The sequence below is a fragment of the Crenalkalicoccus roseus genome (genome assembly GCF_004761865.1).
GTDB classification, from domain to species: domain Bacteria; phylum Pseudomonadota; class Alphaproteobacteria; order Acetobacterales; family Acetobacteraceae; genus Crenalkalicoccus; species Crenalkalicoccus roseus.
Genome location: NZ_SJDM01000002.1, coordinates 45,524 through 63,485, shown reverse-complemented (window position 1 = coordinate 63,485; position 17,962 = coordinate 45,524). Strand labels below are relative to the sequence as shown.

General features: G+C 74.9%; 16 protein-coding genes. 10 read left to right on the top strand and 6 right to left on the bottom strand.

The genetic code is table 11. The features are described 5' to 3' along the window. The first annotated feature begins 114 nt into the window (after nt 1-114). The 5 genes from ET526_RS02405 (at nt 115) to ET526_RS02385 (ending at nt 5,386) form a co-directional block, all read left to right on the top strand. Nucleotides 115-1,518 (top strand): glycosyltransferase family 4 protein, encoded by a 1,404-nt coding sequence (locus ET526_RS02405; RefSeq protein WP_135466074.1) that lies wholly within the window; start codon nt 115-117, stop codon nt 1,516-1,518. Then, entirely contained in the window at nt 1,515-2,135 is a 621-nt protein-coding gene (locus ET526_RS02400) for a DUF4214 domain-containing protein (RefSeq protein ID WP_135466073.1), read from the top strand. The genes ET526_RS02405 and ET526_RS02400 overlap by 4 nt, the downstream gene beginning before the upstream one ends. Continuing rightward, the gene (locus tag ET526_RS02395) at nt 2,132-3,352 is read left to right on the top strand and encodes a glycosyltransferase (RefSeq protein ID WP_135466072.1); all 1,221 of its coding nucleotides are present in this window, start codon (nt 2,132-2,134) and stop codon (nt 3,350-3,352) included. Before ET526_RS02400 ends, ET526_RS02395 begins: the two co-directional genes overlap by 4 nt. 297 nt (nt 3,353-3,649) lie before the next feature. Next, on the top strand, nt 3,650-4,054 hold the full coding sequence (locus ET526_RS02390) for a response regulator (RefSeq protein WP_135466071.1): 405 nt from the start codon (nt 3,650-3,652) through the stop codon (nt 4,052-4,054). Between the two features lie 123 nt (nt 4,055-4,177). Further along, on the top strand, nt 4,178-5,386 hold the full coding sequence (locus tag ET526_RS02385) for a S1C family serine protease (RefSeq protein WP_240048221.1): 1,209 nt from the start codon (nt 4,178-4,180) through the stop codon (nt 5,384-5,386). Between the two features lie 21 nt (nt 5,387-5,407). On the opposite strand, the gene ET526_RS02380 is transcribed toward ET526_RS02385, so the two are convergent. Then, complete coding sequence (locus tag ET526_RS02380) at nt 5,408-6,499, bottom strand: isocitrate/isopropylmalate dehydrogenase family protein (RefSeq protein ID WP_135466070.1); 1,092 nt, start codon at nt 6,497-6,499, stop codon at nt 5,408-5,410. Nucleotides 6,500-6,585: 86 nt separating this feature from the next. Between ET526_RS02380 and ET526_RS02375 the strand changes: the two genes are divergently transcribed. After that, complete coding sequence (locus tag ET526_RS02375; RefSeq protein WP_135466069.1) at nt 6,586-7,560, top strand: Bug family tripartite tricarboxylate transporter substrate binding protein; 975 nt, start codon at nt 6,586-6,588, stop codon at nt 7,558-7,560. Nucleotides 7,561-7,796: 236 nt separating this feature from the next. Here ET526_RS02375 and ET526_RS02370 read toward each other — a convergent pair whose 3' ends face one another. The 5 genes from ET526_RS02370 to ET526_RS02350 are packed head-to-tail and all read right to left on the bottom strand — an operon-like array spanning nt 7,797 to nt 12,255. Further along, on the bottom strand, nt 7,797-8,681 hold the full coding sequence (locus ET526_RS02370; RefSeq protein ID WP_135466068.1) for a DUF697 domain-containing protein: 885 nt from the start codon (nt 8,679-8,681) through the stop codon (nt 7,797-7,799). Then, the gene (locus tag ET526_RS02365; protein ID WP_135466067.1) at nt 8,678-10,081 is read right to left on the bottom strand and encodes a YcjX family protein; all 1,404 of its coding nucleotides are present in this window, start codon (nt 10,079-10,081) and stop codon (nt 8,678-8,680) included. Before ET526_RS02365 ends, ET526_RS02370 begins: the two co-directional genes overlap by 4 nt. Nucleotides 10,082-10,139: 58 nt before the next feature. Further along, the gene (gene gloA, locus ET526_RS02360; RefSeq protein ID WP_135466066.1) at nt 10,140-10,532 is read right to left on the bottom strand and encodes a lactoylglutathione lyase; all 393 of its coding nucleotides are present in this window, start codon (nt 10,530-10,532) and stop codon (nt 10,140-10,142) included. Next, nucleotides 10,529-11,389, bottom strand: coding sequence for an LpxI family protein (locus tag ET526_RS02355; protein WP_135466065.1), 861 nt, complete (start codon nt 11,387-11,389; stop codon nt 10,529-10,531). The genes gloA and ET526_RS02355 overlap by 4 nt, the downstream gene beginning before the upstream one ends. Further along, nucleotides 11,386-12,255 (bottom strand): CoA-binding protein, encoded by an 870-nt coding sequence (locus ET526_RS02350; protein WP_135466064.1) that lies wholly within the window; start codon nt 12,253-12,255, stop codon nt 11,386-11,388. Before ET526_RS02350 ends, ET526_RS02355 begins: the two co-directional genes overlap by 4 nt. Here ET526_RS02350 and ET526_RS02345 point away from each other — a divergent pair. The 4 genes from ET526_RS02345 (at nt 12,246) to ET526_RS02330 (ending at nt 17,952) form a co-directional block, all read left to right on the top strand. Beyond that, nucleotides 12,246-13,400 (top strand): ATP-grasp domain-containing protein, encoded by a 1,155-nt coding sequence (locus ET526_RS02345; protein WP_135466063.1) that lies wholly within the window; start codon nt 12,246-12,248, stop codon nt 13,398-13,400. The genes ET526_RS02350 and ET526_RS02345 overlap by 10 nt on opposite strands. Nucleotides 13,401-13,679: 279 nt before the next feature. After that, nucleotides 13,680-15,167 carry a GntP family permease gene (locus ET526_RS02340; RefSeq protein WP_192898643.1) on the top strand — a complete coding sequence of 496 codons (1,488 nt, stop codon included), beginning with the start codon at nt 13,680-13,682 and terminating at the stop codon, nt 15,165-15,167. Nucleotides 15,168-15,183: 16 nt separating this feature from the next. Beyond that, nucleotides 15,184-15,984: a substrate-binding periplasmic protein gene (locus tag ET526_RS02335; RefSeq protein ID WP_135466062.1), complete on the top strand. Its 801-nt coding sequence runs from the start codon at nt 15,184-15,186 to the stop codon at nt 15,982-15,984. A 24-nt stretch (nt 15,985-16,008) separates the two neighbouring features. Next, nucleotides 16,009-17,952: an acyl CoA:acetate/3-ketoacid CoA transferase gene (locus tag ET526_RS02330; protein WP_135466061.1), complete on the top strand. Its 1,944-nt coding sequence runs from the start codon at nt 16,009-16,011 to the stop codon at nt 17,950-17,952. The last annotated feature ends 10 nt before the right edge of the window (nt 17,953-17,962 follow it).

Here is a 17,962-nt window from a genome sequence, read left to right as displayed (position 1 = left end):
GCCTCCACAACCGGGGGTGGCAAGAAGAATCGCCATCCAACCACGGCTCTTGCATCCTCACGAAATGGTGTATCACACCTTCGCGTGCAAGCACGGCGAAAAGGGGGCCAGCGCATGGCGCAATCCGCAGAGCGCGCCGGTGACGGGGGCCGGCGCGCCCGCGTCTTCCTGGACGGCTACAACCTGGCGCTGGATCAGGGCACGGGCGTTGCGACCTATGCCCGGAACCTCAGCTTCGCCCTCCAGCGACTCGGCTGCGAGGTGGGCGTGCTCTACGGCACCCGCTCCCGCCCCTCGCCCAACCCGCTGATCCAGGAGATCGCCTTCTTCGACGAGCGGATGCGCGAGCCGCCGCCCTGGCTGACCGTGCTCCGCCGCGCCCGGCGGATGCTGCGCGCCCCGATCGGGGAGAGGGCGGCGCGGGTGCCGGTCTCGGGGCAGGTGATCACCGCCACCTTCCGCGACCGTCTGCCGCATTTCGACGAGATCTGGAACGTCCACGACCTGTTCCAGCAGGCGCACGCCCAGTTCCGCGTCGCCGGCCAGCGGCTGCGGGTGCGGCTGGAGCCGCGCCCCGGCCTCATGCACTGGACCTATCCCCTGCCGCTCCTCGTCCCGGGGGCGCGCAACCTCTACACCCTGCACGACCTGGTGCCGCTGCGGCTGCCCTACACCACGCTCGACAACAAGCGCCGCTACTTCCGGCTGAACCGGCTGCTCGGGCGCGTGGCCGACCACATCGTCACCGTCTCCGAGGCGTCGCGCCGCGACATCGTCAGCCTGCTCGGCGTGCCGGAGGAGCGGGTCACCAACACCTACCAGGCGGTCGAGATTCCGCGGAAGTTCATGGACGCGCCGATGCCCGCGGTGCGCGCCGAGGTGCAGGGCAGCTTCGGCCTGGAGCCCGGGCGCTACTGGCTGTTCTTCGGCGCCATCGAGCCGAAGAAGAACGTGGGCCGGCTGATCCAAGCCTTCCTCGCCAGCGGGGTGGAGGGGCCGCTCGTCATCGTCGGCAAGAAGGCGTGGAAGTCGGAGCAGGAGCTGCGCCTGCTGTTCGACGACCACATCCGCTACCTGGTGCAGGAGGGGGACTCGCTGCGCACCCGGCACCGGATCATGCTGCTGGACTACGCCCCCTTCCGGCTGCTGGTGGGGCTGATCCGCGGCGCCCGCGCCGTGCTCTTCCCCTCCCTCTACGAGGGCTTCGGCCTGCCGGCGCTGGAGGCGATGCTGCTCGGCACGCCGGTCGTCACCTCCAACACCGCCTCGATGCCGGAGGTGGTGGGAGAGGCGGCGCTGACCGTGGACCCCTACGACATCTCGGCCCTGGTACAGGCGATCCAGGCGCTGGACGGCGATGCGGAGCTGCGCGCCCGCCTCGCCCATGCCGGGCCGCGCCGGGCGGCGCTGTTCAGCCCGGAACGCTACGCCGCGCGGCTCGCCGCCCTCTACGCGCGCCTCGGTGTGCCGCTCGACGCGCCCCAGGCCGCGCCGCCGCTGGCCCTCGCCGCCGAATGACCGGGCGGCGGATCGAGGCCGGCGACCTGCTCCCCGGCGAGGACCACGACTTCGTGGTCAACGCCTACATCGCCCTGCTCGGCCGCTGGCCGGACGAGGAGGGCTACCGCCACTACCTCGGCATCATCCGCAACCGGCCGGAGCGGCGCGCCGAGGTGCTGCGCAGCCTCGCCGCCTCGGAGGAGGCGCGGCACGCCGCCGCGGCCGTCGCGCTGCCGGAAGGCCCGATCCTGCCCTCCGATCCCCGCCGGGCGATGGCCGCGACGCTGGCGCTGCGCACCGAGTTCCTGCAGGGCGAGATCGCGCGGCTGCGCGAGGCGCTGGCGCTGCTCGCCGGCCCCGGCGGGCCGGAGCTGGCCGGGCTCGGCGCCGAGCTGATCGAGGCGCGGGACGCCGAGCTGCGCGCCGAGATCGCGGCGCTGCGGCGCGAGCTGCGCGCGCGGCCCGAAGCCCCCGCCGCCGGCGCGGAGCCCCCCGGGGAGCACGCCGTCGCGGCGGCCCTCGCCGAATATGTGGGGGAGATGCTGGCCCTGGCCGAGGCGCGCCTCGAACCCCGGCTGCGCGCGATCGAGGCGCGGCTGCTCGCCCTCGGCGCCGCCCCGCCCCGGGCATCATGAGCGCCGGCCCGCAGCTCGTCGTCTTCGCCCCGCTGCCGCCGAGCCGCTCCGGCGTCGCCGCCTACACGGCGGAGCTGCTGCCCCCGCTGGCCCGCGCGCTGCGCCTCGTCGTCGTGGTGGCGCGGGAGGAGGAGGCGGCACCGCGGGACGGCGCCGAGGTGATCACCGAGCGCGAATACCGCCGCCGCCCCGGGCTGCGCGCCCTGCCGCACCTGCACCAGCTCGGCAACAGCCTGGATCACGAGCACGTCTATCGCGCGGCGCTGCGCCGGCCCGGCATCCTGGTGCTGCATGAGGTGGTGCTGCACCACTTGGTCGAGGCGCTGACCCTCGCCCGCGGCGCGCCCCATGCCTACGAGGCGGTGCTCGCCTACAACCACGGCCCGGCTGGCCGGCGCCTGGCGCGGCTGCGGCAATGCGGCCTGTTCTCGCCCTGGCAGCGCTTCCTGATGCCGCTGCACCGGCAGGTGCTGGACCCCGCCGCCGGCGTCATCGTGCACAGCCGCTTCGCCGCCGCCCGCCTGGATGCGCCGCCCGGCCTGCCGGTGCGGGTGGTGCCGCACCACCGCTCGCCCCAGGTGGAGGCCTATGAGGGGGTGACGCGGCAGGAGGCCCGTGCCCGGCTCGGCCTGCCGCTGGAGGGGCCGCTGCTGCTCGCGCTCGGCCACGTCACCCCGGCGAAGCAGGTGACGGTGGCGCTGGAGGCGCTGGCGCTGCTGCGCGCCGGCGGGGTGGAGGCGCGCTGCGTCGTCGCCGGCCCGGCCGGGCCGGAGGCGGGGCTGGAGGCGACGGTGGCCCGGCTCGGGCTTGGCGCGCAGGTACGCTTGGCGGGCTGGGTATCGGAGGAGGCGTTCTTCCTGCACCTGCGCGCGGCCGACCTGCTGCTCGCGCTCCGCTTCCCAAGCGGGGGGGAGAGTTCGGGCAGCCTGGCGCGGGCGCTGGCGATGGGCACCCCGGCCATCGCCTACGATTTCGGCCCCGCGGCCGAATACCCGGACACTGCGGTGGCGAAGCTGCCCTTCGGGTCCGATCCCGCCCCCGCCCTGGCGCGGGCGCTGGCGGCGCTGCTGGCGGACCCGGCGGCGCTCGCGGCGCGGGGCGCGGCGGCGCGCGCGCACATGCGCGAGGCGTGCGGGCTGGAGGCCTCCGCCGCCGCCTATCTCCGCGCCCTCCGCGACTGGACCGGGCTGGAGGTGCCGGAAGCCGGGACGGGCTAGAGCAGATCCCGTTCAGATGGCCTCACCTGAACGGGTGAAGAGGCCCGCACACGCGACGCGCTGGAGTATTTTCCGCGAGCCGGGGGGTGAACGGACAATGCCCTAGCGCCGGATCCGCGAAGACGGGCGCGCTGGAGCGGTGAAGCAGCACCCGATGAAGGGCGACTGGGGCTGGCGCCACACTCGCGAACGCGTCTCTTTCTTCTCACGCTGTTGAACGGCGCGGAGGGGGGTCATCGGCTAGGGCTGCGGGCTCGCGGCCGGAGGCAACAGCCGGCGCGGAGGGGGGATGCGCGCATGGCCATCGCGGAGGAGGCTGGTCATCCATTGCGGATCCTTGTCGCCGAGGACGAGGCCCTCGCGGCCATGGTGGTCGAGGATGCCCTCACCGATCTCGGCCACGAGGTGCTCCTGGCGAGCGACGGGGCCGTGGCGCTCGAACTGGCGGACCGCGCCCCTTTCGACGTGCTCGTCACCGACCTCGCGATGCCCCGGCTTCCGGGCTGGGAGCTGATCCCGCGCCTCAGGGCGCGCCATCCCGGCCTGCCGGTGGTGGTGATGACCGGCTACCTGCCCCCCGGCATGGACCGCTGCCTGTGCGCCGATGAGGCCGGGCCGCTGACGGTGCTGATGAAGCCCTTCGACGTCTCGGCCCTGGCGCGGGCGCTGGCCAGCGTCGCCCCCTGCCGCGCCGCGGCCTGACGCGCCCCCAGGCGCGGGCGCCCTCCTCCGCCCGGACGGCGGCGGGCCACTTCCAGCCTGCTCGGGCGTTGCGGTCCCATGCCCTTGAGGCACCATGGGGCGAGAGGAGAAAGCCACCAACCCATGCCGCTCCGCCATCTCCCGCGCGCCCTGGCCGGCGTGCTGGCCATTCCGCTGCTGCTGGCCGGCTGCGACGATCCCGCGCCCACGCCGCCGCCTCCCGCCCCGCCCACGCCCAGGGCCGAGGCGCCCCGCCTGCCCGCTCCCACCCCGGCACAGCCGGTGGCGCCGGACGGGCCCGTGGTACGCATGGCGCCGGATTTCGAACGGCTGGCGGCGCAGGTCATGCCGGCGGTGGTCAGCATCGCCATCACCCGCGAGGCGCGCCCCACCCTGCCGCCGGAACTGCGCGGCACGCCCTATGAGCGCTTCTTCCGCGACCGCTTTCGCGGCCGCATGCAGCCCGAGGTGCAGGGGGCGGGGTCCGGCTTCATCATCCACCCCGACGGGCTGGTGGTCACCAACAACCACGTGGTCGGCCAGGCGAACCGCGTCGTGGTCTCGCTGCTCGACGGCACCGAGCTGCCGGCGCGCATCCTCGGCACCGACGAGCTGACCGACCTCGCGGTGCTGCGCATCGAGGCGGGGCGGCCGCTGCCCTACGTCGCCTTCGGCGCCTCCTCGGCGCTGAACATCGGCCAGTGGGTGATGGCCGCGGGCAACCCCTTCGGCCTCGGCGGCAGCGTCACCAAGGGGATCGTCTCGGCGCTCGGGCGCACTATCGGCGTCAGCATCTTCGACGACTTCATCCAGACCGACGCGCCGATCAATCCCGGCAATTCCGGCGGGCCGCTGTTCGCGCTGTCGGGCGAGGTGATCGGGATCAACACCGCCATCTACTCCCCGACCGGGGCCTATGCGGGAATCGGCTTCGCCGTGCCTTCCGACCTCGCGGCGCCGATCGTCGAGCAGCTCGCCGCCGGGCGGCAGGTGCGGCGCGGCTGGCTCGGCGTCTCCCTCGGCGGGGTCGCCGCGCAGCAGGAGGGCCGGCGCGGCGTGCTCTCCGGCCTGCTCGGCGGCGAGGGCGCGGAGCCGGAGCAGGGGGTGGTCATCGCCGGCGTCGTTCCCCGCGGCCCCGCCGACCGGGCCGGGATCCGCGAGGGCGACGTGATCGTGGCGGTGGATGGCGAGCGGGTGCAGGGCACGCGCGAGCTGGTGCGGCGGGTGGCGGGCAAGGCACCGGGCGAGCGGGCGAGCATCACCATCCTGCGCGACGGCAGGCGCCAGGACGTGACGGTGCAGGTCGGCGAGCGGCCGGCGAACGGGGGCTGAGCCGCCGCGCCGGGCATCGCGTCAGCCGCCGATCCGGTCGAGCACGGCGCGCGTGGCCGCCGCCGTGCCGTCGCGCCCGCCGATGTCGGCGGTGCGCAGCCCGCCGGCGAAGGCCGCGTCCACCGCCGCCTCCAGCTCCGCCGCCGCCTCGGCGAAGCCCTCCCCGGCGCCACGCCCGGCCAGCCAGTCCAGCATCATGGCGGCGGAGAGGAGCATGGCGGTGGGGTTGGCGACGCCCTTGCCCGCGATGTCGGGGGCCGTGCCGTGCGCCGGCTGGAACACGGCATGGGCGTCGCCGACATCGGCGCTCGGCGCGAAGCCCATGCCGCCGATCAGCCCCGCCGCGAGGTCGGAGAGGATGTCGCCGAACATGTTCTCCATCGGCAGCACGTCGAACGCCCAGGGGCGCCGCACCAGGTCGAGCGCCATCGCGTCCACGTAGTGGTGCGCGGCCGACACGCCCGGGAATTCCCGCGCCACCTCGTCGAACACGGCGCGCATGAAGGCGAAGGCGCGGAACACGTTGGCCTTGTCCACCAGCGTCACCCGCCCCGGCCGGCCCCTGCGCGCCGCGCGCCGCTCCGCCAGGCGGAAGGCGAAGCGCGACAGGCGCTCGGTGACGGGGCGGGTGATGCGCAGCGTCTCCTCCGCCATCTCCTCCGTCACCACGCCGCGGCCGCGGGAGAAGAACAGCCCCTCCGTGCTCTCGCGCAGGATCACGAGGTCCATCTCCCGCGCGCGCGGATCGGCCAGGGCGAGCGGCACGCCCGGCAGCGCGCGGAAGGGGCGGACCCCGGCGTAGAGGTTCAGGCGGAAGCGCAGGTCGAGCTGCGGCGCGATCTCGGTCCCGTCCGAGTAGCGGATGTCCGGCCAGCCCATGGCACCGAGCAGGATGGCGTCTGCCGCCTCGGCGCGGCGGAAGGTGGCCTCGTCCATCGCGGTGCCGGTCTCCCGGTAGTGGAAGGCGCCGGCGGCGAGCGTCTCGGTGGCGATGCCGAGCCCGTGCCGCTGCGCCAGCCGCTCCAGCACGGCGAGCGCCGCTTCGGTCACCTCGGTGCCGATGCCGTCCCCCGGCATGACGGCGATGCGCACGCTGTTGCTGCCGAGCGGCATGATGCCCCCCTCTTCCCGGCGGCGCCCCGTTTGGCGGAACCGGCCTGCTCGCTTATACCTAGCCCAAACCGAGGGGAGGACCGCCAATGCCACGCCGCCGCGCCATCCTTGCCGCCGCCGCGGCCGCGCTCGCCGCGCCCGCGATCGCCCGTGCCCAGGAAGGCTGGCCGGAGCGGCCGGTGCGCATCATCGTGCCCTTCCCGCCCGGCCAGGCCGCCGACATCATCACCCGCCACGTCGCCGACCAGCTCTCCCGCCGCTGGCCGCAGCGCGTGGTGGTGGAGAACCGCGCCGGCGGTGCCGGCGCTCCGGCGATGCAGGCCGGCGCCACGGCGCCGCCCGACGGCTACACGCTGACCGCCGGCACCTCCGGCACGCTCGGCATCAACCCTTCCGTGCTGGTCCGCCCGCCCTACGACGCGGAGAGGGATTTCGCGGCGATCACCAACATCGCCATGGTGCCGCTGCTGATCATCGCCCACCCCTCCTTTCCCGGGAACACGGTGCAGGATTTGGTGCGCCTGGCGAGGGAGCGGCCGGGGGCGCTCGACATGGCCTCGGCCGGGCCGGCGACCAGCCAGCACCTCTCGGCCGAGCTGTTCCAGCACCTGCTCGGCATCCGGCTGAACATCGTGCATTACCGCGGCAGCGGGCCGGCGATCACCGACCTGGTCGCGGGCAACGTGCCGCTGATGTTCGACAGCGTCACCTCCGCCCTCGGCCATCTGCGCGAGGGGCGGGCGAAGGCGCTGGCGGTGGGCACGCCGCAGCGCATCCCCTGGCTGCCCGAGGTTCCGACCATCGCCGAGACGGTCCTGCCGGGCTACGAGGCCTTCGGCTGGACCGGCCTGGTCGCGCCCGCGGCGACGCCGAAGGAGATCATCCGCCGGATCAACGCCGACGTCACCGCCATCCTGCGCGAGCCGGAGATGATCCAGCGCATCCAGCAGCTCGGCGCGCTGCCCGATCCGCGCACGCCGGAGGAGTTCGCCGCCTTCATCCGCGCCGAGATCGCCAAGTGGGGCGAGGTGGTGCGCCGGGCGAACGTGACGCTGAACTGAGACCAGAGGCGTTTCCACCCGGCTGCGGGTGCGGAGACGGCTCCGGCGCCTTGTTCGTGGAGCGGAGGCACGCTCCCGGCTGCTTCCAGCCATCCCCGATCCGCCTCCCCGGCGCTGCGCCTGGCCCGCCGCACCGGCGGCGGGGCGCCTTCCGGGACCCCATCGAAGAGGCCGTGCCTCCTCGATGCGTCCGGGAAGGCGCGCCATGCCGCGGCGGTCGCCCGAGGCCCGGCGGCTCAGCCCGGTGGCACCGGCCGGCAGGCCTCGGCGGCGGCGCGGGAAAGGCGCAGCATCCGCCGTGCCGCCACCGCGCCGGCCGCCGCCTCGCCGGCGAATTTCTGCATCAGGGGGTTGGTCAGCAGCGCCCGTGCCGCGGCGTCCACCGCGATGTCGGTAGCCGCGACCGTCGCCGCGTCGAACAGGGTGCGGCGCATCAGCGCCAGCGTCGCGGCGATGCCCGGCCGCACCCCGTGCAGCGCCGCCACCTGGCGCAGCAGCCGCACCCCGCGCCAGGCGAAGATCAGCGCATCGAGCGCCGGCGAGGGGCTGATGGCGGTGACGGCGAAGGACTGCACCGCGGCATTGCGGCCGAGCGTGGCGGCGCGCGCCTCCAGCGTCCGCAACGGACCGGCCAGCAGCAGCGCGCGCAGCTCCTCGACGCTGCGGGCCTCGCGCAGCGCGGGTTGCAGCGAGGCCGCCTCCTCCACCCCGCCGGCCCAGCGCACCGCCTCGGCCCGCGCCGCCTCCAGGTCGCCGCGGGCGAAGGCGGCGCGGGCGCGGTCCACCGAGCGCAGCGCCAGCAGGCCGCGCAGCTCCGCCCAGCCGGCGGAGAGGATCAGCCCGAACCCCGCCACCACCACGCCGAGGGTCAGCAGGCCGAGCGCGGCGCCGCGCTCGAATTGCGCGGCGACGAAGTTGAAGGATTCCAGCGCCGAGAGGCCGAGGATCAGCACCCCCGCCCCGGCGGCGAGCCGCCCGAGGCCGGACCAGCGCCGCGGCTTCGGCGCCGGCGCCACCGGCGCCACCGCCTGCTCCCAGCCGAAGTCGAGGCGGGGCGCGGGCCGGTCCCGCTCCGCCTCCTCCTCCAGAATCACCCGCGGTCCTTGCGGCCTGTCGCTCACAGCAGGTCTCCGATCAGCCAGGCCAGCAGCGCGTCCAGCCCGAGATGCGGAACGCCCGAGCCGCCCGCGGGGTCGAGGCGCGGCGGCTGGAAGGCCGGCATCTCGAAGAAGGCATGTTGCCAGAAGCCGGGCTCGGGCGGGCGCATCGGCACCTCCCCGGGATAGACCTTGGCGCTGCGCCCCTCCTTCAGCAGCACGCCGCGCACCGCCCCGACGGGGCGGCCTTCCAGGCTGACCACGTCCTCCTCGGTGCAGCGGATCGCCGCCAGGGCGTGCACGGCGGTGACGGCCCCCGCCACCGCCGCGCTCGCCTGCGGGGCCTGGACCAGGTGGCCGAGCAGCGCCGTCAGCGCCTCCCTCTGGCGGGCGGGGACGTGGTCGGCCTTGGTGGCGACGAAGGCGGTGCGCGTGGTGCCGAGGCCGAGCAGCCGCTCCAGCAGGCCGGTGCCCTGGCGCAGGCTGGCGGCGATGGCGCCCAGCGCCTCGGCGGTGTCGGCGAAGGCGGCCTCTCCGGCATGCAGGGCGCCGAGCACGTCCACCAGCACCGCCTGGCGGTGGAAGCGGCGGAAGAAGGGCTCGAAGAAGCGCTCCCGCTGTTCCGCCACATAGGCGGCGTGGCGGCGGGCGAGCAGGCCGGCGAGGCCGGTGCCGCCCGGCCGCGGCAAGGGGAAGAACCAGAGCAGCGGCGCCTCGCCGCGCGGTCCGGGGTTCAGCACCCGCCCCGGCTGCAGGAAGCGGAAGCCGAGGCGGTCGCGGCAGCCGCGCAGCGCCTCGCGGTAGAGGGCGTGGCCGCGGCGGGCCAGCGCCTCCTCCGCCGGCGCGTCCTCCGGCAGGGCGTCCGCGAAGGCGAGGAATTCCCGCGTCGCCGGCAGCCTTTCCGGCGCGCGCAGCCGCGCCAGCGTCTCCCGCGACCAGGCGGCGTAGTCCTGGTCCAGCATCGGCAGGTCGAGCAGCCACTCGCCCGGATAGTCGAGCAGTTCCAGCGTGACGGTGCGGGTGCCGAGGAGGGAGCCGAACATGCCCTGCCGGTCGAGTTCCAGCGTCAGTTCGAGGGTGGAGAGGTCCTCGGTGCGGTCCGGCCAGGCGGGCGGATCCCGCGCCAGGGCCTCGAGATGGGCATGCACGTCGAAGCGCGGCACGCTCTCCACCCCCGCGGGCACCAGGCGGACGGCGCGCAGCCGCCCGCCCGCCGCCTGCTCCAGCGCCGGCAGGGTGCGGCTGCCGCGTCCGGCCGCGAGCAGGTTGGCCACCAGCGAGGTGAGGAACACCGTCTTGCCCGCGCGGGTCAGGCCGGTGACGGCGAGGCGGACGCGCTCCTGCCCGATCAGGGCGCGGCCGATCTGCTCCGTGCCGGCCGCGAGGTCCCGCAGCAGGCCGAAAGGGTCGAGAAGGGAGGCCATGGGAGTGCCGGTGGCGGCCGCGGGCGCGGGGCGGGCGCCTGCCCTGCGCCGCCGCCCGTCAGGTCCGTTCGATCAGCTCGATCTTGTAACCGTCCGGATCCTCGACGAAGGCGATGACGGTGGTGCCGAACTTCACCGGCCCCGGCTCGCGCGTCACCTTGCCGCCGCCGGCGCGGACCTTCTCCACCGCCGCCTTCACGTCCGGCACGCCGATCGCCAGGTGGCCGAAGGCGGTGCCGTGCTCGTATGTCTCGACGCCGTAATTGTAGGTGAGCTCGATCTCCGCCTGGCCGGAGGCGTTGCCGTCCCCGTAGCCGAGGAAGGCCAGGGTGTACTTGCCCTCCGGCACGTCGCGCCGGCGCAGCTCCTTCATCCCCAGCAGCTCGGTGTAGAATTTGATGCTGCGCTCCAGGTCGCCGACCCGGATCATGGTGTGCAGGAAGCGGCTCATGGGGTGCTCTCCTCCTCGGTGAAGGCGTCGGGGCGCAGGGACAGCAGGAACAGCCCGGCGGCGTTGGCGGCGGCCACGGTGGCGGCGCGATCCACCAGGATGGTGCCGCCCGCCTCGATGGCAATGCCGCGCAGCCCGGCGGCGATCGCGCCCTCGACGGTGACGGGACCGATGGTCGGCAGGTCGAGGCGGCGGTCCTGCCCGGGCTTCACCAGCTTGACCAGCACGCCGCCCGGGCCTTCCCGCCTCAGCCCGGCGCAACGCGCGAGCAGCGCGTCGGTGCCCTCGATCGCCTCGACGCCGAGCACGAGCCCCTGCTGCACCACCGCCCCCTGGCCGACATCCACCGTGCCGAGGGCGCGCACCACGGCGATGCCGCGCTGGATGTCGGCCCGCGCCGTCCCGTCGGGCGCGGCGCGGGTGAGCAGGCCGGGGCCCGGCAGCAGATCGGACAGCACGGCATGGGGCGCGACCACCTCGAACCCCTCCTCCTCCAGCACCCGCGCGACGGCGCGGAGCAGCCCATCATCACCGGCGAAGAAGGCGCGGCCGATGCGGGCGAGGAGGCGCGCCCCGGTGGCATCCGGCCGCAGCGACAGGAGCGAGGGGCGCGCGGCGCGTCCCGCCAGCACCACCTGGCGCACCCCCTCCCGCCGCAGCGCGGCGAGGATGCGCCCGGCCGCTCCCACCCGCTCGACCATGTGCGGCATCCCCGCCCAGGCGGCGGGGTCGGCCCAGCCCTCCAGGGCCACGGCGAAGACCGGCCGCCCGGCGGCGCGGGCGGCGCGGGCGACGGAGAGCGGCAGCTCCCCCCCGCAGGCGAGGATGCCGAGCGTGCCCTGCCCCGACCCGCTCACGGGCGGAGCCCCCCGAGGCGGGCGATCGCCTCCTCCGGGTCGCGCGCGGTCAGGGCGCCGGCCTCGGCCAGCGCGGCGAGCTTCGCGGCGGCAGATTCGCGGGCGGCGCCGACCAGCGCGCCGGCATGGCCCATGCGCCGCGCGGGCGGCGCGTGGCGACCGACCAGCATCGCGACCACCGGCTTCCCGCAGCCGGGGATCGCCTCGGCCAGCGCGTATTCCTTGTCGCCGCCGATCTCGCCGCAATAGAGCACCGCGGCGGTGCCGGGATCGGCGGCCAGCGCCGCCAGGTATTCGTGCGGGTTGCGGCCGGCGACGGCATCGCCGCCGAGGTGGATCACCGCACGCTGGCCGAGGCCGGCGCGGCTGAGCAGGCGGGCCATGGTCAGGGTCAGCGTGCCGCTGCGGCACAGCACGGCGACGCGGCCGGGCATGCAGAAGGAGGGGGCGATGGAGCCGAGCAGCCCCTCCCCGGGAACGCAGAGGCCGAGCGTGTTCGGCCCGACCAGCCAGCTTCCCGCCTCGCGCGCCGCCCGCGCCGCCCGCAGCGCGTCGTGCACCGGCACGTATTCGGCGGCCACCACGATGGTCGGGATGCCCGCCGCGGCCGAGGCCCGCACCGCGTCCAGCACGCCCTCGGGCGGGGTATAGAGCACCGCGGCATCCGCGGGTTCGGGCAGGTCGGCCAGGGTGTCGAACAGCGGCAGCCCGTCCTGCGCGCCGCCGCCCCGTCCCAGGCTGATGCCGCCGATCAGGCGCGTGCCCGCCTCCCGCATCGCGGCGACCTGGGCGGCGGCGTAGCGGCCGGTCGGGTTGAACACGACGACGCGGCGGGGGAAGCTGGCGAGGAAGGGCAGTGGGGTCACGGGAGGGGACGGTGCGGCTCGCCGAGCATGATGGCAAGACGCTGCTGCGCCGGCACGGCATCCTCGTGCCCGAGGGGCGCCTGCTGACGGGTCCCCCGGATCCGGCCGAGGCGGGCGTGCTGAAGGCCCAGCTCCTGGAGGGCGGCCGCGGCAGGCGGGGCCTGGTGCGCCGCGCCGGACCGGGCGAGGCCCCGGCGGCGGCCGCGGCGATCCGGGCCCTGCTCGGCGATCCCGCGGCCCCGCTGCGCCTCGAGGCCGAGGTGGCCATGACGCGCGAGCTCTACCTCGCGCTCCGCATCGACGGCACGGCGCAGGCGATCGAGCTGCTCTGCGCCGCCGAGGGCGGGGTGGAGGTGGAGCAGGCCGGCGCCCTGCTGCGCTGCCACCTCGACCCCGACGCGGCGGGCGCGGCGGAGCGCGCCTTCGCCGCGCTGCGCCCCGGCCTCGGCCCCGACTTGGCGGCGCGGGTGGCGCGGTTCGCCCTGCGGCTGGCGCGGATCATGCGCGCCGAGGATCTGGAGCTTCTGGAGATCAACCCGCTCGGCCTCCTCGCCGACGGCAGGCTCATGGCCTGCGACGCCAAGCTGGTGCGGGACGAGTCCGCGGCCTTCCGCCACGACTCCCCCGCCCTCTCCGCCGCGCTGGAGGCGGCGGCGCTGACGCCGCTGGAGCGCCGCGCCCGCGACCGGGGCTTCCACCTGGTCGAGCTGCCCGGCGGCACGGTCGCCATGGTCACCGCCGGCGCCGGGCTCGGGATGCTGATGCTCGACCTGCTGGCCGATGCCGGCTGCCCCGCCGCCTGCTTCATGGACAACGCCCCGGACGGCCCGGCGGAGACGATGCCGGAGCGCCTGGCGCTCGCCTTCGAGATCGCGGCGCGGCCGGAGGTGCGGGCGGTGCTGTTCTTCACCACCATTGCCTCGCGCGGGCTGCGGGGGCGGGTGGAGGCGCTGGCCGCGGCGCTGCGCGCCAACCCGCCGGCGAAGCCCTTCTTCGCCGGCCTTGCCGCGGGCCACGCGGCGCTGCGCGGCTACTCGCTCGAGCAGGCGCGCGCGGAGCTGGCGGCGGCCGGCGTCGCGGCGCTGCACGACGACCCGCAGGCGCTGGTGCGCGCCGTGGCCGCGGCGGTGCGCGGCGAGGGCTGACGTCCGCCCCCCTCCGACCGCATCACAGATCGGTGTCGGAGCATTCCCGCCGCGCGGCGAATGCCGGGAAGCGGCGATATGCTGTCAGGTTCGCACGACGCTGATCGCGCGGCGCCGCGAGGCCGCCCGTCCGGGCGGCGACGCAACCACCCAGGAGGGGAACGGCCGGATGCGGCATGGGCCAGGGCTTCGCGGCGGGAGGAGGCCGATGGCCGCGCCGCGTCGCCGCGCGCCCGGCCTGCGGCCACCGCTCCGCCACGCACGAGAGGAAGCCCGCCGATGATCGGCCTCGCCGGCATCATCCTGTCGCTGTTCCTGCTGATGTATCTCGCCTATCGCGGCATCAACGTGCTGGTGCTGGCGCCGCTGATGGCGCTGCTCGCGGTGCTGGCGCAGGGCGACCTGCCGATCCTCGGCACCTACACGCAGGTCTTCATGCCGGCGCTCGGCCGCTACCTGATCCAGTTCTTCCCGCTGTTCATGCTGGGCGCGATCTTCGGCAAGCTGATGGACGATAGCGGCTCGGCGCGCGTCATCTCGCACTGGATCGTCGGGCGCGTCGGCGCGGACCGGGCGATCCTCGCCGTGGTGCTCGCCTGTGGCGTGCTCACCTATGGCGGCGTCAGCCTGTTCGTCGTAGCCTTCGCCGTGTTCCCGATCGCCGCCGAGCTGTTCCGCGAGAGCGGCACGCCGAAGCGCCTGATCCCCGGCGCCATCGCGCTCGGCAGCTTCACCTTCACCATGACCGCGCTGCCGGGGACGCCGGCGATCCAGAACGCGATCCCGGCGCCCTTCTTCGGCACCGACGCCTTCGCCGCGCCCGGCCTCGGCGTGATCGCGGGCCTGATCATGTTCGGCGGCGGCATCCTGTGGCTGAACTGGCGCGCCCGCTCGGCCCGCGCGGCCGGGGAGGGCTACCAGGGGCCGCTCGCCGCCGAGCGCGCCGGCCTGCGCCCGAGCACCGTCGGCGCGGCGCAGGTCGGCGAGGTGTCGCGCGAGGCGCCGCCGCCCGCGGGCGCCGACCAGCCGACCGGCGTGGCGGCGGAGCCGCGCCCGCGCCCCACGCCGCCCGTCGCGCTCGCCTTCGCGCCGGTGCTCATCGTCATCGGGGTGAACTGGCTGTTCCTCAACCTCGCCATCCCGATGATGGACACCGCCTACCTGGCCGAGCCGCGCTACGGCTCCACCAACATCGGCGCGGTGCGCGGCATCTGGTCCATCATCGTGGCGCTGATCGTCGCCATCCTGTTCATCATGGCCACCTCCTGGCGCGCGATCGCGGACATGAAGCGCTCGGTGAACGAGGGCACCATGGGCTCGCTGCTGCCCATCTTCAACACCGCCTCGGAGGTCGCCTACGGCGTGGTCATCGCCAGCCTGCCCGCCTTCTTCGTGATCCGCGAGGCGGTGCTCGGCGTCGGCGGCGGCGACCCGGTGCTCTCGCTCGCCGTGGCGGTGAACGTGCTGGCCGGCATCACCGGCTCGGCCTCGGGCGGCATGAGCATCGCACTGCAGACGCTGGGCTCGACCTATGCCGAGATGGCGGCGGCGGCGGGCATCAGCCCGGAGATCCTGCACCGCGTCTCGGCCCTCGCCTCGGGCGGCTTCGACAGCCTGCCGCACAACGGCGCGGTGATCACGCTGCTCGCCATCTGCGGCCTGACGCACCGCGAAAGCTACGTGGACATCGGCGTGGTCTCGGTCGCGATCCCGCTGCTCGGCCTGGTCGCCGTGCTGGTCCTCTACAGCCTGTTCGGCACCTTCTGAGGGGGAGTGCCGCGCCATGCGCGCCATCCTCGCCGCCGCGGCGGCCCTGCTGCTCCTGCTTCCCCTGCCGGCCGCGGCGCAGCAGGTGCTGCGGCTGGTGACCGGGGAGCTGCCGCCCTACGCCTTCCACGTCCCCCCGCCCACCGTGGCCGAGCAGGGCGAGCCGCAGGGCCTGGTCTGGGAGGTGGTGCGGGAGGTGGCGCGGCGCATCGGCCACCCGCAGACGGTCGAGTTCATGCCCTGGCCGCGCGCGCAGGAACTCGCACTGACGCGGCCGAACATCGGCATCCTGGCGCTGACCCGCTCGCCCGAGCGCGAAGCGCACTACGCCTGGGTGTTCAACGTGGTGACGGACGACCTGGTGCTGGTGGGCGGCGCGGGCGTGGACGTCTCCTCGCTCGAGAAGGTGCGGGAGCGGCCGACAGGGGTGCTGCTGCGTTCCGGCGCCGAGCAGCTCCTGCGCGAGCAGGGCTTCACCCGCATCCTGCCCGCCCCCGAGGAGTGGATCAACGCGCAGCGCCTGAGGGACAGGCTGATCGACGCCTGGCTCGCCCCGCGCCTGATGGTGCTGCACGCGGTGCGCGAGGTGGGGGGCGATGTCGCCACGCTCGCCATCGGCGCCGTGGTGCGCCGCAGCGAGATCTGGTTCGCCGCCTCCCGCGACCTGCCGGAGGCCGAGATCCTCCGCTGGCGCCGCGGCTTCGACGAGGTGCGCGCGGACGGCACCTATGACCGCATCCTCGCCCACTACACGCGCCTGCGCCCCGCGCCGGTGCCGGACGCGGCGCGGCGGCAGCCGATCCCCTGGGTGAACTGAGCGCCGGCGGCGGGAGGGACGGAGATGCGCAACAAGATCGTCTCGGCGGCCGAGGCGGTGGCGCTGGTGCAGGATGGCGACACCATCGCAACCTCGGGCTTCGTCGGCATCGGCGTGCCCGATGACCTGCTGGCGGCGCTCGCCGCGCGCTTCGCCGCCGAGAGCGCGCCGCGCGGCCTGACGCTGCTCTTCGCCGCCGGCCAGGGCGACGGCAAGGAGCGCGGGCTGAACCGGCTCTCCGCCGACGGGCTGCTGCGCCGCGTGATCGGCGGCCACTGGGGCCTGATCCCGAAGATCGGGCGGCTGGCGCTGGAGGAGAGGATCGAGGGCTACAACCTGCCGCAGGGCGTGATCAGCCAGATGTACCGCGACGTCGCCGCGGGCAAGCCGGGCACCATCACCCGAGTCGGGCTGCGCACCTTCGTGGATCCGCGGCTGGAGGGCGGCAAGGTCAATGCCGTCAGCACCGAGGACCTGGTGCGGCTGATCGAGATCGGCGGCGAGGAGTTCCTGTTCTACAAGGCGCTCAGGATCAACGTCGCCCTGCTGCGCGCCACCACCGCCGACGCCGACGGCAACCTGACCATGGAGCGCGAGGCGCTGACCCTCGACAACCTGGCCATGGCCATGGCGGCGCGCAATTGCGGCGGCATCGTCATCGCGCAGGTGGAGCGCGTCGCCGCCGCCGGCTCGCTGCATCCGCGGCAGGTGGTGGTGCCGGGCGTGCTGGTGGACTGCGTGGTGGTGGCGGAGCCGGCCAACCACGCCCAGACCTACGGCACCCACTACTCCCCGGCCTTCTCGGGCGAGCTGCGCGTGCCGCTGGAGGGCCTGGCGCCGCTGCCGCTCGACGAGCGCAAGATCATCGCCCGCCGCGCGGCGATGGAGCTGCCGGTGAACGGCGTGGTCAACCTCGGCATCGGCATGCCGGAGGGGGTGGCCTCGGTCGCCAACGAGGAACGCATCCTCGACCTCATCACGCTGACCGCCGAGCCGGGCGTGATCGGCGGCATGCCGGCCTCCGGCCTCGATTTCGGCGCGGCGGTGAACACGCACGCGATCATCCACCAGAACCAGCAATTCGACTTCTACGACGGCGGCGGCCTCGACCTCGCCTGCCTCGGCATGGCGGAGGCGGGGGCGGCGGGCGATGTGAACGTCAGCCGCTTCGGCACGCGCCTCGCCGGCGCGGGGGGCTTCATCAACATCAGCCAGAACGCGCGGCGCGTCGTGTTCATGGGCACCTTCACCGCGGGCGGCCTCGACATCGCGGTGGAGGAGGGCCGGCTGCGCATCCGCCAGGAGGGGCGGGCGCGCAAATTCCGCGAGGCGGTGCAGCAGGTCACCTTCAGCGGCCCCTTCGCCGCTGAGCGCAGGCGCGAGGTGCTCTACGTCACCGAGCGCTGCGTCTTCCGCCTCACCGCCGAGGGGCTGGAGCTGGCCGAGGTGGCTCCGGGCGTGGACCTGGAGCGGGACATCCTCGGCCAGATGGGCTTCCGCCCCCTGGTCCGCGACCCGAAGCCGATGGATGCGCGCATCTTCCGCCCCGGGTCGATGGACCTGCGCGCCAGCCTGCTCGACCTGCACCTGCCCGACCGCATCGCCTACGACCCGGAGCGCAACCTGCTGTTCCTGAACTTCGAGCGGATGCATGTGCGCGACCTGGCCGACGTCGCCGCGATCCGCGCCGCGGTGGAGGCGCGCTGCCGCGCCATCGGCCGGCGGGTCGGGGTGGTGGTGAACTACGACGGCTTCCGCCTGGAGGACGGGGCGGCGGATGCCTATGCGGCGATGGTGCGGGAGGTGGCGGACGCGCACTACACAAGGGTGTCGCGCTACACCACCAGCGCCTTCCTCCGCCACAAGCTCTCGCGCGTGCTGACCCGCACCGTGGCGCCGCACATCTTCGAGTCGCAGGAGGAGGCGCGCGCCTTCCACGAAAAGGCGGAGGAACGCGGCGGAGGCTGAGCGGGGGGAG